Here is a 15,691-nt window from a genome sequence, read left to right as displayed (position 1 = left end):
CAGATCGGGGGCCAGCCCCCGCTTTGGAGACCCTCCAAAGCGCCCCCGGGATTTAGACCATCTGGAAGCCGGAACCCCGGCCGGATTACACCGTGAAACACCCCCGAAAAGGCGCTTTATAGCCCGTGTATCAAAGGGGGCGCGCTGTTCTGCGGATTGACAAACTTCGCTTCACGCCACATGTCACAGCATAAGCCACGCGAATTAATTTGATCCAAGGTGCCGAATTTTATGCCAGTTGTCGTCGTCGAATCACCTGCCAAAGCTAAAACGATCAACTCGTATCTCGGCAGTGATTACACCGTGCTTGCGTCCTACGGCCACGTCCGCGATCTGCCGCCCAAAGACGGATCGGTCGACCCGGAAAACGGGTTCGACATGACTTGGGAAGTCGCCGCAGCAAGCAAGAAACACGTCAAAGCCATCGCGGATGCGCTGAAAGACGACAACGCATTGATCCTCGCGACTGACCCTGACCGCGAAGGCGAAGCGATCAGCTGGCACCTGCAAGAGGCGCTGACCAAGCGCAAGTCGATCAAGAAGGACACGCCGGTCAGCCGCGTGGTGTTCAACCAGATCACCAAAAAGGCAGTGACCGAAGCAATGGCGAACCCGCGTCAGGTCGATATGCCGCTGGTCGAGGCTTATCTGGCACGGCGCGCGCTGGATTATCTGGTGGGCTTCAACCTGTCGCCGGTGCTGTGGCGCAAATTGCCCGGCGCGAAATCAGCGGGGCGGGTACAGTCGGTCACCTTGCGGCTGATCGTCGAGCGCGAGATGGAGATCGAGGCCTTCCGCAACCGCGAATACTGGAGCGTCAAGGCGCTGGTCGCCACGCCGCGCGGGCAAGAGTTCGAGGCCCGTCTGGTGACGCTTGCCGGTAAGAAGCTGGACCGTTTTGATCTTGGCAATGAAACGCAAGCCGAGATGGCGGTACAGGCGATTACCAGCCGCGATCTGACGGTTACCAGCGTCGAGGCAAAACCCGCGAGCCGCAACCCCTCGGCCCCGTTCATGACGTCGACGTTGCAGCAGGAAGCCAGCCGCAAGTTCGGCATGGGCGCACGCCAGACCATGAGCACAGCGCAGCGGCTCTATGAAGCCGGTCACATCACCTATATGCGGACCGACGGCATCGACATGGCCCCCGAGGCGATCACGATGGCACGGGATGCCATCTCGGACCGGTTCGGGGCAGAATACGTCCCGTCTGAACCGCGTATCTACAAGAACAAGGCCAAGAACGCGCAAGAGGCGCACGAATGTGTGCGCCCCACCGACATGACCAAAGATGCCGACGCGCTGAAACTGACCGAACCGGATCAACGCAAGCTGTACGATTTGATCTGGAAGCGCACGCTGGCCTGCCAGATGGAAAGTGCGCGTCTGGAACGCACCACGGTAGAGATCGGCAGCAAGGACGAACAGGTCGGGCTGCGCGCCACCGGTCAGGTGGTGAAATTCGACGGCTTCCTGCGCGTCTACGAAGAAGGCCGCGACGATGTCGTGGACGAGGATGACAAGCGCCTGCCGCAGATCACCCAAGGCGACAAGATGGACAAACGCTCTGTCACGCCAGAGCAGCACTTTACCCAGCCGCCCCCCCGCTACACTGAAGCGACATTGGTCAAGCGCATGGAAGAGCTGGGAATCGGGCGCCCGTCGACCTATGCCAGCGTTGTCACCACCATTCAGGACCGCGAATACGTTCGTAAGGAAGGCAACCGTCTGTTCCCCGAGGACAAGGGCCGGTTGGTGACAGCCTTCCTCGAGAATTACTTCCGCAAATATGTGGGCTATGATTTCACCGCCGATCTGGAAAACCAGCTTGATAAGGTGAGCGCGGCGGATGCCGACTATAAGGATGTGCTGGGCCGGTTCTGGCAGGATTTTTCGGCTGCGATCGCGGAAACAGCCGATCTGCGCATCACCGAGGTGTTGGAGAAGATCAACGAGGTACTCGAGCCGCATCTCTTCCCGCCCAATGAGGATGGTAGCGACCCGCGCCTGTGCCCCAACTGCGAGATTGGGCGTCTGTCCATGCGCACCGCACGGTCCGGCGGCGCGTTCATCGGCTGCTCGAACTACCCTGAATGCCGCTATACCCGCCCCTTCGGCCCGCCCGACCCCGAGGCCGAAGCCTCGGCTATTCCGCCCGATGGCAAACTGCTGGGCGAGGATATGGGCGACGAGATTCGCGTGTTCAAAGGGCGCTTCGGCCCCTATGTGCAGCGCGGCCCCGTCACCGAAGAGAACAAAAAACCGCCGCGTCAATCGGTGCCCAAGGACTGGCCCGCCGAAGAGCTGGAGCTGGAACGCGCTGTCATGCTGCTGTCGTTGCCGCGTGAGATCGGCCCGCACCCGGAAGATGGGGTGATGGTCTGGGCCAATATCGGGCGCTACGGCCCCTATATCAAACACGCCGACAGCACGTCGAACCGTGGCGGGACCAATGCGAACCTCGAAACACTGGACGAGGTGTTCACCGTTGGCATGAACCGCGCCGTGCAGCTTCTGGCCGAGAAAGTCGCCAGCCGTGGCGGGCGTGGCAAAGCGGCAAAACCGATCCGCGAGATGGGCGAACACCCTGATCTGGGCGGCGAGGTCAACATCATGGAAGGCAAATACGGGCCTTATGTGAAGTGGGAGAAAGTCAACGCCACCATCCCCAAAGAGGTCGAGCCTGCCGATCTGACCATGGAACGTGCGGTTGAGCTGATCGAGGAAAAGCTGGCGAAATCCCCTGCCAAGCGCAAAGCCGCGACCAAGAAGCCCGCAGCAAAGAAAACCGCTGCGAAAAAGGCTCCGGCCAAGAAGGCTCCCGCAAAGAAACCAGCGGCCAAAAAGGCACCCGCAAAATCGGCCACCGCACCGGAAGAGTGAGAGCGCAACTCACATATTCATGAAATGACATATATGTGAGTTGCCCCGCCCTGCCCTTGCTGCTTTTACCTGTGACAATCGCCACGGTAGAAGGACATAAAGATGGCAGAGCAGACATTCTCAAGACGCGGGTTGATCCTGACAGCGGGCGCGGCGCTTTTCACGCCGGCCCTGTTGCGCGCACAGACGCCGGTGCCAGAGATCGCGGCACCGGTACGTCATAACACCAATGGATTTTCCAGCCAGAACTGGCAGGACCACTTTGATACATTGGGCAAAGCCGCGATCGTGGCTGATACCTCTTCCCGCGCGCTGCACTATTGGGGCGGCGATGGCGAGACCTACAAGATTTACCCGACCTCCGTGCCCCGCAGCGACGAGCTGACCAAACGCGGCTACACCCGCATTGTGCGCAAACGTGTTGGGCCCGACTGGACACCGACACCCAGCATGATCGAACGCGACCCCGATCTGAAGTATATGCCGCCCGGTCCGGACAACCCGCTTGGCACCCATGCGATGTACCTCAGCTGGCCCGCCTATCTGATCCACGGCACCCATGACACGCGCAAGATCGGGCGGCAAAGCTCTGACGGGTGCATCGGGCTTTACAACCACATGATCGAGGCGCTGTACCAGATTGCCCCCATCGGCACGCAGGTACGCATCGTCTGACCTCGCTGCGGGCTGCACTGATCCCGCGACGACAGCTGCCCACCCGACGCAGGGTGGGCGCGCATTCCCCCGAATTTTCCGGCAAGCTTCACTGGTACCGCTGACATTAGCGTCGGCGGTTTGACACGTTCGTTACGCCGCGTCATAGAAGTCGTATAACGATAGTACGACAGGGCCGTGAGCCTCTCTTGAAAGGAGCCGGAATGAAGAAAATCTATGGAAGCGCTGCCGAGGCGCTGGAAGGCGTGCTGCACGATGGCATGCTGATCGCAGCGGGGGGCTTTGGCCTTTGCGGTATTCCCGAACTGCTGCTGAACGCGATCCGGGACGCGGGCACCAAGGATTTGACCTTTGCCTCGAACAATGCGGGCGTAGATGATTTCGGCATCGGTATCTTGTTGCAGACCAAGCAGGTCAAGAAAATGATCAGCTCTTACGTCGGCGAGAACAAGGAATTCATGCGCCAGTATCTCGGCGGCGAGCTTGAGCTGGAATTCAATCCGCAAGGCACCTTGGCCGAACGTATGCGTGCGGGTGGTGCGGGCATCCCCGGCTTCTATACCAAGACCGGCGTTGGCACCGTGATCGCCGAAGGCAAAGAGCACAAGGATTTCGACGGCGAGACCTATATCCTTGAGCGGGGCATCGTTGCGGATCTGGCGATTGTCAAAGCGTGGAAAGCAGATGACACCGGCAACCTCGTATTCCGCAAGACGGCGCGCAACTTCAACCCGCCAGCGGCCATGTGTGGCAAGATCTGCATCGCCGAGGTCGAAGAGATCGTTCCCCGTGGCAGCCTTGGCGGCGATGCGATCCACCTGCCCGGCATCTATGTGCACCGCATCATTCAGGGTGATCACGAGAAACGCATCGAACAGCGCACAGTGAGGACGGCATAATGGCTTGGGATCGCAATCAAATGGCGGCACGCGCCGCGCAGGAACTGCAAGACGGTTGGTATGTGAACCTTGGCATCGGGATTCCGACGCTGGTGTCCAACTACATCCCCGAGGGGATGGATGTGACGTTACAGTCGGAAAACGGCATGTTGGGCATGGGGGCTTTCCCCATCGAGGGCGAGGAAGACGCCGACCTGATCAACGCGGGCAAGCAGACCATCACCGAGCTGGATCGCACCTCGTATTTCGACAGCTCGACCTCCTTCGGGATGATCCGCGGCGGCAAGATCGCCATGGCCATTCTGGGCGCGATGGAAGTGGCTGAAAACGGCGACCTCGCCAACTGGATGATCCCCGGCAAGCTGGTCAAAGGCATGGGCGGCGCGATGGATCTGGTCGCGGGTGTGGGCCGCGTTGTGGTGGTCATGGACCACGCCAGCAAGCATGGCGACAGCAAGGTGCTGAAAGAATGCACCCTGCCGCTGACCGGCAAGAACGTCGTTGACCGCATCATCACCAATCTAGGTGTGCTGGATGTCGTTGAAGGCGGGCTGAAGATCGTTGAATGCGCCGATGGCGTCACGGAAGACGAACTGCGCGCCGCGACCGAAGCGACAATCGTCTAATCCGCTGACGCGATGAACGACAAGGGGCGCAGCCAGCGATGGCCGCGCCCCTTTTTACACTCGGCCCCAAACTGGTGTCAGTTCATCGCCGCAAAGACACATCCGTCCGAGATTAGCTCGGGCGGGGTCTGGCACAGGCCCTTGGCGACCTGAAAAGCGGCCAGCACCTTGGGCACATAGTCACGGGTTTCGGCAAAAGGCGGCACGCCCGCGTGCTTGTGCACGGACCCTTCGCCCGCGTTATAGCCCGCCAGCACCAATATCGGATCGCGATCAAATTCGCCCATCAGCCAATCCAGGTATTTTACGCCGCCCGCGATATTCTGCGTCGGGACCATACTATCGGTCACCCCAAAGCGCGTCGCTGTATCAGGCATCAATTGCATCAATCCCTGCGCCCCTGCCCCGCTGATGGCATCGGGCCGCCCCGCGGATTCAACCGTGATCACCGCGAGCACAAGCGCAGGTGACACCTGTGTCCCGATGGTAGAGCGGAGGATGTCGATCCCGTTGGCCTTGGCGATCTCTTGCATCTGTTGCATGCGTGGCGCGGGGATTTTGCTGCTGGCCGTTGCCAGCGTGACCATCGCGGCCTCCAGCCGGCCCGGGCCAGATTTCTCGACCGCCGGAGAGACACGATCCCAGAACCAATCATACTGCCCCGGTGACGCTGGCACGATGGCACCGGAGTCGGTTGCGACCACATCGGGGACGTCGTCGGCCTTGGGTTCGATAAAGACATTGATCCGATTGGTACTGCCCGGCTTGGGCGGTTTTACGCGTTTTGCCTCGAACTTCGGAAATGGCTTGGGCGCGTCTGCCCAGACAGCCGAGGCCGCCAGCATCCCCACCATCAAAGATACGGTCATTCGTCGAAACATCGCTGCCTGCACTGATTATTTAATGCTCTTTTTCAGCAATCTCGCACGGAAACCCTCGCCAAACCAACCAAACATGGCAGGGAACATGGCGATTTCGCCATAATTGATGCAATCCTGCCCCGCTTCTCATCAAGGATAACAAAAAATGAAGATGGAAAATCTTTTCGTATCAGCGGGCTACAATAATTCTGCCAAAAACCGGCCCTGAAAAACGAAATGTCACAATTGCCGCCAAATTCGTGCCCCATTCACAAGGCTATATAGGCTCATACCAAGTCAGCCAGATGCGGAATTGAGAGAGAAGCATCGAAACGGACGACAGGGTTGAGATTGAAAACTTTATGATCCTTGGAGGGACATACCATGATGAACTTTATCAAGAACTTCAAAAACGACGAATCCGGCGCTGTGACTGTTGACTGGGTTGTTCTGACCGCCGCCGTTGTTGGCCTGGCCGTCGCAGCTTACTCCTCGATCGAAACAGGCGCTTCCAACCTGACGTCGAAAACCAACTCCTACATGGCCACACAAAGCCCTGGCTAAATCTGGCGGCTAAGCGTTCGTCGCGCCAAGAGATTTCGCTGGCCGCATTCTGCTCGACAGAATGCGGCCAGTTTTTTAGACCTTCATCACGCAAGGCGAAACAATGCTCTCGAAGCTTATCAAATTCTGGCGAAGCCCAAGCGGTGCGGTCACAGTTGACTGGGTTGTTCTATGTGCAGCCGTGGTATCTCTGGCGGTTCTCATTGTCGTCAGCATGACTACCGGAACTGTGGATCTAGCAGACCGGGTGATGACCCAGACGCCGGGCGACATCTAACCCAATCCACCACTATAATGACCCAGCTTGGTCGCGGATTATCCATAGTCTGAACACAATCACCGCCTATCCACTGGTATAAGTTTCGCGCCGCGTCCTGGGACCGGCACACACTCAAGAGAGGTAAGTAACATGCGGATGGTTTTTGGACTGGTCCTGCTCGCCGGTATCGCCTTGGCAGGTGGTGCTGTGTATCTGGCAAAGGGCCGCATCAGTGAATATCAACGCGCCAACCAACAGGCCCAAGAGGCTCTGGCGCAGATCGTGCCGACGGTTGGTGTATACGTGGCCAACGGGCCGCTGAAATACGGGCAGCGCCTGACCCGCGAAGATGTGCGGCAGGTAAAATGGCCCGAGGATGCGATCCCCGAAGGCACATTTATCGAAGAAGCAGCGCTTTTCCCCGAAAACAGCGATGACCTGCGTGTCGTGCTGCGTGCGATGGAAAAAGACGAAGCCATTATGGCGGCAAAGGTGACCGAACCCGGTGCCGATACCGGCCTCACCTCGCAGCTGGAACGGGGCAGCCGTGCTTTCGCGATCCGCGTCGATGTATCAAGCGGCGTCTCGGGCTTCCTGCGCCCCGGTGACCGTGTCGATGTCTACTGGACCGGCCGCATCAACCGGGGCGGCAACGACCGCGCCGATACCGGAGACGTGACCAAACTGATCGAGGCAGGCGTCAAGATCATCGCGATCGACCAAAGCGCCGGCGGCGAACGCAGCGAGGCGGCCATCGCGAATACTGTGACTGTTGCCGTTCAGCCCTATCAAGTTGCCGCATTGGCACAGGCGCAATCGACGGGTGACCTATCCCTCTCGCTCGTCGGGGCAGAGGATGACACCGTCGCCGGTGAGATCGAAGTCGACCAACGCCGCCTGCTCGGCCTGACGGAAGAAACGGTCAAAGTCGAAACAACTACAGAAAAAGTCTGCACCATCCGGACTCGTCGTGGTGCTGAAGTGGTCGAAATCCCGATCCCCTGCACCAACTGATCTGCTTGTCAGGCAGGGCAAATACGGACCTCAACACCGCCGCGCATCACTTTGCGCGGCGTTTTGCCATTTCGGATATGTTGCTGTTAATCCACATATACCCGCCCCCCCCTGTCATTGATTCTTGCAAAAAAACGCAAAGGACCGCACAGTGTCGCAAACGGCGGGCGCAAAGACCCTATTTTGAGGCGTGATCACAAAGGCAGGTCACATGAAAATCGATAAGTTTATTAAAGCAGCCCTATTGGGACTGACCATTGGTGCGATGCCATTTGCATTGACTGCGCCGATCGACGCGCAGGCCAACACGCTCCGCGTGGTCAAGAAGGGTACCAACCGTGTGTTGGAAGTCCCGATGAACCGCGCGGTTGTGGTTGAAAGCGACATCCCCTTTGCCGAGCTTAGCATCGCCAATCCGGGGATCGCAGATATCTCATCCCTCTCCGATCGCACCATCTATGTGCTGGGCAAATCCCCTGGCCTGACCACGCTGACCCTGCTGGATGCGGCCGGTCAGTTGATCACCAACGTGGATGTGCGCGTCGCGGCGGATGTCTCTGAATTCAAGGAACGCCTGCGGCAGATCCTGCCCGGCGAAAAGATCGAAGTGCGCACAGCCAACGACGGTATCGTCCTGTCGGGCATCGTGTCCTCCACCCAACGCCTGCAGCGCGCCCTTGATCTGGCCGAACGCTATGCGCCAGAACGCGTCTCCAACCTGATGAGCGTCGGCGGCATCCAGCAGGTGATGATGAAAGTCCGCTTTGCCGAGATGAGCCGATCTGTCTCCAAATCCCTAAGCGCGTCGCTCGCGTTGAACGGGCTGGTGGGCAATGATCTTGCGATCAACGGCGGGACCAATACGACAAATACGTCAGGCGCGATTGCAAACTCTCTTGGCGGCACGACACCTGCGTCCAACAGCAACGCAGGCGCGGTACTGTTTGGCTTTAACGCAGGGTCCACCCAAGTCGGCCTGCTGCTTGAAGCCCTGGAGCAGAAGGGCGCCGTACGCTTCCTTGCCGAACCGAACCTCGTCGCGCTGTCCGGGCAAGAGGCGACGTTCCTTGCCGGTGGCGAATACCCGGTGCCTGTCGCCCAGACCGGCGACCAGATTTCGGTGCAGTACAAACCCTTCGGCGTAGAGATGAGCTTTATCCCCCGTGTCGTGGATAAAGACCTGATTAACCTCGAACTCAAAGCCGCTGTGTCGGCGATTGATGCCAGCAACAGCGTGTCCTTGGGCAATGGTTTCGACATCTCGGCCTTCACCCGCCGCGAAACCTCGACCACGGTTGAAATGCGCGACGGCGAAAGCTTTGCGATCGCGGGTCTGCTGACCGACGATTTCACCGATAACTCCAGCCAGCTACCCTGGATCGGCGATGTGCCTGTATTGGGCGCGTTGTTCCGCAGCGCGAACTATCAGCGCAGCCAGTCCGAACTGGTGATCATTATCACGGCCCATCTTGTGACCCCCACCCGCGGCGAGGCTTTGGCCCTGCCCACCGACCGGATCAAACCGCCCACGGAAAGCGAATTGTTCCTGTCAGGTCGCACGTCCAAAGGCAGCACAGCGCCCACCAAAGGGGCGGCTGGCGAGGTTGCCAAACAGGACTTTAGCGGGTCATATGGCTATGTATTGGATTGATCAGATGACATCAGCGATCCCTTCGACAGGCAAAATCACCGGGTTATGCGCCGCTTTGGCGATGACCGTGGCAGGCTGTGCCAGCAGCCCTGATCCGGTCTATACCCAGTTCCACCGCGAAGCAGGATCCCTGACCGATCTGGGCACCTTTGGAAACGCCACGCTGAACAACCGTTTGGTGATGACAGGCGAACGCCAGTACACCTTCGATCTGGCCAACCGCTTTGCCGGCGAAGTCGAATCCACGGTGACCTTTGCCTTTAACTCGGCCCAGCTGGACGGGGCCGCGCAGGCCGTGCTGCGGCGCCAAGCGGGATGGATTCGCCAATTCCCCGAGGTCCGCTTCCGCGTGTATGGCCATACCGATGCTGTCGGATCAAACAGCTACAATAAAGCGTTGGGCCTGCGCCGAGCACAATCCGTTGTTGCGTATCTGTCAACACAAGGCATCAGCCGCAGCCGTCTTGAGGCCGTTGTTTCCTTTGGCGAAACGCAGCCGTTGATCGTGACACAGGGCCGCGCACGGGCGAACCGTCGCACAGTGACCGAAGTCAGCGGCTTTGTCGGGCGCCATCCCACCGTTCTGGACGGCAAATACGCGCAGATCATCTATCGCGATTACGTTGCCAGCGCCGTGCCACCGACTCAGCTAACGGGCGGTGCCGCTGCTACCGGTACAGCGACGGAATAACCGGATAACAGATACCTCGAGAAAGGCCTGATCGTCGCTGACGGTCGGACCTTTTGCGTTTCAATCCGGCAAATCACTGCGGATCGTTTCAAAAGACCAAACAATAGAAACTATTTAGCCCCAATCTTGCCCCACTTGGCAGGGATATTCACTGCAATAGGACAGTTGCGCCCGGCCACCGTGGTCTGACGCAGGGGACCGCAAGGCAAAGAACAGGGCGACGCCCGATCCGCCCTTGCCGCGCCCCAAAGAGAAGAAGGGGAAGTTTAGGTATGAGCAGCAGTATGCCACAGATTGACGCACCACAGATCATCGCCTGCACTGTCAGCCGTGATGTACAGAACTTTGACCTGCTGATCGAGGATATGGAATCAGCTTTGGGCGAAGCCTGGGGTGATCTCGGCTTTTCTGAAAGCCTCGCTTTTTTCAGCCAGCCCGAAGCGGCGACGCTCGAGCTGATTGCACTGGCGCTTGATTCCGAGGACGAAGAGAACCTGCCGATGATGTCCGAAATCATCTCGCAGGCCAAATCGCGTCATATCAAGGTGATCCTGATCGCCGAAGACATGTCTCCGGCCTCGCTCCATTCCCTGTTGCGTCAAGGTGCGGATGAATTCGTTCCCTACCCGCTGCCCGAAGGCGAATTGGCGGCGACCATCGAACGTCTGCGCGCAGGCCCCGAGCCCACAGCCGAACATATCGAGGCAGGCCCCAAGCTGAAACCCGGTGCCGATAAAGACGGCGCTGTGATCGTGGTACATGGTTTGGCCGGTGGCACCGGTGCGACGAGCATGGCCGTTAATCTGGCGTGGGAGCTGGCGACTTCCGACAAAAAGAACCCGCCAAAGGTCTGCCTGCTGGATTTCGATCTGCAGTTCGGGGCCGTGGCGACCTATCTGGACCTGCCGCGCCGCGAAGTCGTCTATGACATGCTGATCGAGACAGACGAGATGGACGAGGAAAGCTTTGGTCAGGCCCTGCTGACCTATGAAGACACGCTTCAGGTCCTGACCGCCCCCGCCGATATGCTGCCGCTTGATCTGATCACCTCGGAAGATGTGACGCGGATTCTGGATATGGCGCGCAACCAGTTCGACTACGTTGTTGTCGATATGCCGTCGACGCTGGTGCAATGGACCGAAACCGTGCTGAGCAATGCGCATGTCTATTTTGCCATGCTCGAACTGGATATGCGCTGCGCCCAAAACGCCCTGCGTTTCAAACGCGCGCTGCAATCCGAAGAGCTGCCGGTCGAAAAGCTGCGTTATGTCATGAACCGCGCGCCGAAATTTACCGACCTTAACGCCAAAGCGCGGGTCAAACGGATGGCAGAAAGCCTTGGTATCTCCATCGACGTGCAGCTGCCTGATGGCGGCAAGCAGGTGACGCAGGCCAACGACCACGGTCTGCCGCTCGCCAATACCGCCGCCAAGAACCCGCTACGTCGCGAGATTGCAAAGCTCGCGTCTTCTATCCACGACCTCAAGGCTGACGAAGCCAAAGCCGCCTGATCCGGCCCAAGCGCCAGATAATTTAGAAAGAGTATTCAGATGTTCTCGAAGTATAAAAAGCCAGGTGACGTTGCCGTAGCCACACCCGCCCCAAAGGCGAAGGCTCCCGCGCCCCAGCAACAGCCAGAGGAAGCGGTCGCGCCCAAACCCGCCAGCATGCGCCGCGTGGCCCAAGCCGCAACCGTCGCCCCGCAGGATCGCGACGTGAAGCGTAAGCAACGCATGAGCGACATCAAGCTCGAACTGCACCGTGCCCTGCTTGAGAACCTGAACCTCGCCGCCCTTGAACACGCCTCGGAACAGGATCTGCGCAGCGAGATCAACGAAATCTCGACCGAGATTCTGGCCGAGAAATCCATCGTGTTGAACCGCGAGGATCGCGTTCAACTGAACTCGGAACTGTATGACGAGGTGACCGGCCTTGGCCCGCTGGAAACGCTGCTGAAAGACGACAGCGTCAACGATATTCTGGTTAACGGCCCGCAACAGATCTTTGTGGAACGCGCGGGTAAACTGCAGCTGACCGACGTGACCTTCAAAGACGAAAAGCACTTGCTGCGGATCATCGACAAGATCGTTTCCGCCGTTGGCCGTCGCGTCGATGAAAGCAACCCTTATGTCGATGCGCGCTTGAAAGACGGCTCGCGTTTCAACGCTATGGTCCCGCCGATTGCCGTGGACGGCAGCCTTGTCTCCATTCGTAAGTTTAAGAAAGACAAACTGGGCATTGATGATCTGGTGAGCTTTGGGGCCTTCTCGGAAGAGATGGCAGCCTATCTGCAAGCCGCCGTCGCCACCCGTCTGAATATCATCGTCTCGGGCGGTACAGGTTCTGGTAAAACCACCACGCTGAACGCGCTGTCATCGTTTATTGCCAACGATGAACGGATCCTGACCATCGAAGACACCGCCGAACTGCAACTGCAACAGACCCATGTGGGCCGCATGGAAAGCCGCCCGCCCAACGTTGAAGGCAAGGGCGAGGTATCCCCGCGCGACTGTCTGAAAAACGCCCTGCGGATGCGTCCTGACCGGATCATCGTCGGCGAGACGCGCGGCGAGGAAGTAATCGACATGCTGCAGGCGATGAACACCGGCCACGACGGGTCGATGACCACGATCCACGCCAACTCTGCCCGCGATGGTGTCAGCCGTCTGGAAAACATGATCGCCATGGCCGGTATCGAAATGCCGCTGAAAGCGGTCCGCAGCCAGATCTCGTCGGCTGTGAACCTGATCGTACAAGCATCGCGCTTGCAGGACGGGTCGCGCCGCATGACGTCGATCACCGAAATCACCGGCATGGAGGGCGACGTGATTTCTATGCAGGAAATCTTCCGCTTTCAGCGCGTCGGCCTGACGCCCGAAAACAAGATCATCGGCCACTTCACCGGCACCGGCGTGCGCAGCCACTTCTCTGAACGTTTCAAGATGTGGGGCTATGACCTGCCATCGTCGATCTATGAACCCGTTGTGGTCAAGTAAGGATTATCAATCATGAGTGCAGAACCCATTATCTATGGCCTGATCTTCGTCGGTGTCCTTGTGCTGGTCGAAGGGCTGTATCTGGTCGCTTTCGGTAAATCCATCAGCCTCAACAGCAAGGTCAACCGCCGGCTTGAAATGCTGGAAAAAGGGGCCCGCCGCGAAGAGGTTCTGGACAAGCTGCGCAAGGAAATGCAGCAGCACATGGATAATAAATCCATTCCGGTCTATTCCCTGCTCGCCGAGAAAGCACAAAAGGCCGCGATCGCCTTTGCGCCAAAACAGCTGATCATGATCATGGCCGGCCTTTCGGTCGTCGCCTTTCTGGGGCTGACCATCGGCACCAATACCGAAGTGCCCGTGCGCATCCTGATCTCTGTCGGGATCGGTGTCGGGGCGGTATTTTTCTGGATCTCGTCCAAAGCGAAGAAGCGTATGGACATGATCGAAGAGCAGCTGCCTGACGCGGTGGAACTGATGGTGCGATCGTTGCGCGTGGGCCACCCTTTCACCAGCGCGATCTCTATCGTGTCCAAGGAAATCCAGGACCCGCTTGCGTCGGAATTCGGCGTAATCGCCGATGAAACCGCCTATGGCCGCGACATTGGCGAGGCGCTCAAGGATATGGCCGAACGGCTTGATATGCAGGATTTGCGCTTCCTCGCGGTGGCTGTGACCATCCAGCAGCAATCGGGGGGTAACCTTGCCGAAATCCTTGCGGGGTTGGCCAAGGTCATCCGCGCCCGCTTCCGCCTGTTCCGCCGCGTGCGTGCTATCACTGCCGAGGCGAAATGGTCCGGCAAGTTCCTGTCCGCCTTCCCGATCCTCGCGCTCATCGTGATCAAACTCGGTGACCCGCATTACTATGACGAAGTCATGACCCACCCGCTGTTCATCCCCGGCTGTATCGCGGTTGTCCTGTTCCTGTCGCTTAACCTCATCGTCATGCGCAAGCTGACCGATATCAAAGTCTAAGGGGGCCTCACTGTGAATTTCCTCAACTCACTCGACACCGCACTTGGTCCCATGGGCTGGATCGCCATTCTGGGCGCATTGGGCCTGACCATGGTGGGCGCAACGCTTGTCATGATCCTGCGCCAGCCCGAAGACCCTTTGGCCAAGCTCAAACGGAGCCAGACCGAGGCTGCCGATGCAGGCAAGCAACAGCGCCTGCGCCAGTCGGACCGCAACGAGAAGCTGCAAAAGTTCGCCAAGTTCCTTGAACCCGAAGACGTGGAAGAGCTAAGCGCCAAGGCGCTGCTGCTGCGTCAGGCGGGCTATAGCTCGCGCGATGCGGTACGGTTCTTTCACTTTGCACAGATGGCGCTTGGTATTGCCGGGCTGGTGATCGGCACCGTCTACATCAACTTCCTTGGCGGCGGCGAAGGCATGACCACCAACAAGATGATGCTGTATACCGTGGGCCCCGGCGGCATCGGATATTTCCTGCCGCGCTATTGGGTGACCCGCCGCGTCGCCGAGCGGAAAGAGGAAATCACACGCGGTTTTCCCGATGCGCTGGACATGATGCTCGTCTGCGTCGAAGCCGGCCAGTCACTTGATCAATGTATCGTCCGTGTGGCCCGCGAATTGCGCGCCTCCTACCCTGCGCTGGCGGAAGAGTTCGAAATCGTCGCCTATGAGATGAAGGCCGGTAAAGACAAGGTCAGCGTGCTGAACGCCATGGGCGAACGCTGCGGCGTGCAAGATGTGTCGTCCTTTGTGACGGTGCTGGTACAATCCGCCGCCTTCGGGACATCCATCGCCGACGCGCTGCGGGTCTATGCCGCCGAGATGCGCGACAAACGCGTGATGCGCGCCGAAGAAGCCGCAAACAAGTTGCCAACCAAGATGACACTTGCCACAATGATGCTGACCGTTCCTCCGCTGCTGATCATTCTGGTCGCGCCATCGGTGATGAACATTACCAAACTAGGTCAGTAAGGCTCTGCATGATCCACATTCCCAAGCGCGCGTTACCCTTTAGGCTCGCGCTTTGTATGACCCTGATCGCCGGATTGGCCGCTTGCTCTGCAGGCGGTCTTTCCGCGTTTGGGGGCAAGCGCGCCAGCCCTGACAACCCCTTTGCCCCCGGTGTCAACACCCGCAAGGACGCCGAAGACGGGGTAGAGGTCGCCCACCGTCTGATGCGCGCGGGCGAATACGAACTGGCCATCCGCGCCTTCAACCGCGCGGCGCTCGCCTCCCAGTTGGACGCCGAAATCCTGTCGGGACTGGGCAGCGCCAACCTTGGGCTGGGGCGATTGGGTCAGGCGGAAAAGCTGCTGCGCGACGCTGTAGAAAAGGACGAAACCCACCCCGAGGTCTGGAACAATCTCGGCGTTGTGTTGATGGAACGCGGCAAACTCGCCGAAGCCCAGCTGACCTTTCGCAAGGCCTATGCGCTTGATAATGGCGAAAGTGACGCAATCCGTGACAATTTGCGCTTAGCACTCGCAAAATCGGAAAACTCTGTTACGATCCCGGATCAAGAAGACAGTTATAAATTGGTGCGGCGCGGCTCGGGCGACTATCTGGTTCGGCCAGCATCATAACGAGGCAGAGCAGTAAAA

At 58.8% G+C, this 15,691-nt stretch carries 14 protein-coding genes; 13 read left to right on the top strand and 1 reads right to left on the bottom strand.

Features of this window, described 5'->3' with window-relative positions; genetic code table 11:
* The first annotated feature begins 231 nt into the window (after positions 1–231).
* The 4 genes from topA (at position 232) to AB1495_RS08625 (ending at position 5,083) form a co-directional block, all read left to right on the top strand.
* Positions 232–2,883, top strand: coding sequence for a type I DNA topoisomerase (gene topA / locus AB1495_RS08640; RefSeq protein ID WP_074635836.1), 2,652 nt, complete (start codon positions 232–234; stop codon positions 2,881–2,883).
* A 102-nt stretch (positions 2,884–2,985) separates the two neighbouring features.
* Positions 2,986–3,558 carry a L,D-transpeptidase gene (locus AB1495_RS08635; protein WP_005851682.1) on the top strand — a complete coding sequence of 191 codons (573 nt, stop codon included), beginning with the start codon at positions 2,986–2,988 and terminating at the stop codon, positions 3,556–3,558.
* A 203-nt stretch (positions 3,559–3,761) separates the two neighbouring features.
* Positions 3,762–4,457 (top strand): CoA transferase subunit A, encoded by a 696-nt coding sequence (locus AB1495_RS08630; protein ID WP_005851680.1) that lies wholly within the window; start codon positions 3,762–3,764, stop codon positions 4,455–4,457.
* Entirely contained in the window at positions 4,457–5,083 is a 627-nt protein-coding gene (locus AB1495_RS08625) for a 3-oxoacid CoA-transferase subunit B (RefSeq protein ID WP_005851679.1), read from the top strand. Before AB1495_RS08630 ends, AB1495_RS08625 begins: the two co-directional genes overlap by 1 nt.
* A 77-nt stretch (positions 5,084–5,160) precedes the next feature.
* Here the strand turns inward: AB1495_RS08625 and AB1495_RS08620 are convergent, their stop codons facing one another.
* On the bottom strand, positions 5,161–5,952 hold the full coding sequence (locus AB1495_RS08620) for a lytic transglycosylase domain-containing protein (RefSeq protein WP_074636269.1): 792 nt from the start codon (positions 5,950–5,952) through the stop codon (positions 5,161–5,163).
* 375 nt (positions 5,953–6,327) lie between these two features.
* Between AB1495_RS08620 and AB1495_RS08615 the strand changes: the two genes are divergently transcribed.
* The 9 genes from AB1495_RS08615 (at position 6,328) to AB1495_RS08575 (ending at position 15,673) form a co-directional block, all read left to right on the top strand.
* Positions 6,328–6,507, top strand: coding sequence for a Flp family type IVb pilin (locus AB1495_RS08615; RefSeq protein ID WP_074635838.1), 180 nt, complete (start codon positions 6,328–6,330; stop codon positions 6,505–6,507).
* A 409-nt stretch (positions 6,508–6,916) separates the two neighbouring features.
* Positions 6,917–7,780 carry a Flp pilus assembly protein CpaB gene (gene cpaB / locus AB1495_RS08610; RefSeq protein WP_074635840.1) on the top strand — a complete coding sequence of 288 codons (864 nt, stop codon included), beginning with the start codon at positions 6,917–6,919 and terminating at the stop codon, positions 7,778–7,780.
* Between the two features lie 211 nt (positions 7,781–7,991).
* Complete coding sequence (locus AB1495_RS08605) at positions 7,992–9,431, top strand: type II and III secretion system protein family protein (RefSeq protein WP_037943338.1); 1,440 nt, start codon at positions 7,992–7,994, stop codon at positions 9,429–9,431.
* Positions 9,418–10,122 (top strand): OmpA family protein, encoded by a 705-nt coding sequence (locus AB1495_RS08600; RefSeq protein ID WP_074635842.1) that lies wholly within the window; start codon positions 9,418–9,420, stop codon positions 10,120–10,122. The genes AB1495_RS08605 and AB1495_RS08600 overlap by 14 nt, the downstream gene beginning before the upstream one ends.
* A 272-nt stretch (positions 10,123–10,394) precedes the next feature.
* Positions 10,395–11,633 (top strand): AAA family ATPase, encoded by a 1,239-nt coding sequence (locus AB1495_RS08595; protein ID WP_064216185.1) that lies wholly within the window; start codon positions 10,395–10,397, stop codon positions 11,631–11,633.
* A gap of 39 nt (positions 11,634–11,672) precedes the next feature.
* Positions 11,673–13,118: a CpaF family protein gene (locus AB1495_RS08590; protein WP_037943335.1), complete on the top strand. Its 1,446-nt coding sequence runs from the start codon at positions 11,673–11,675 to the stop codon at positions 13,116–13,118.
* A gap of 12 nt (positions 13,119–13,130) precedes the next feature.
* The gene (locus tag AB1495_RS08585; RefSeq protein ID WP_005851670.1) at positions 13,131–14,093 is read left to right on the top strand and encodes a type II secretion system F family protein; all 963 of its coding nucleotides are present in this window, start codon (positions 13,131–13,133) and stop codon (positions 14,091–14,093) included.
* A 51-nt stretch (positions 14,094–14,144) separates the two neighbouring features.
* On the top strand, positions 14,145–15,062 hold the full coding sequence (locus AB1495_RS08580) for a type II secretion system F family protein (protein WP_005851669.1): 918 nt from the start codon (positions 14,145–14,147) through the stop codon (positions 15,060–15,062).
* A 56-nt stretch (positions 15,063–15,118) separates the two neighbouring features.
* Positions 15,119–15,673, top strand: a complete 555-nt coding sequence (locus tag AB1495_RS08575; RefSeq protein WP_005851668.1) for a tetratricopeptide repeat protein — start codon at positions 15,119–15,121, stop codon at positions 15,671–15,673.
* Positions 15,674–15,691: the final 18 nt, after the last annotated feature.

Source organism: Sulfitobacter pontiacus, assembly GCF_040790665.1.
Classification (GTDB): Bacteria; Pseudomonadota; Alphaproteobacteria; order Rhodobacterales; family Rhodobacteraceae; genus Sulfitobacter; species Sulfitobacter pontiacus.
This window is presented reverse-complemented; position numbering and strand designations above follow the sequence as displayed.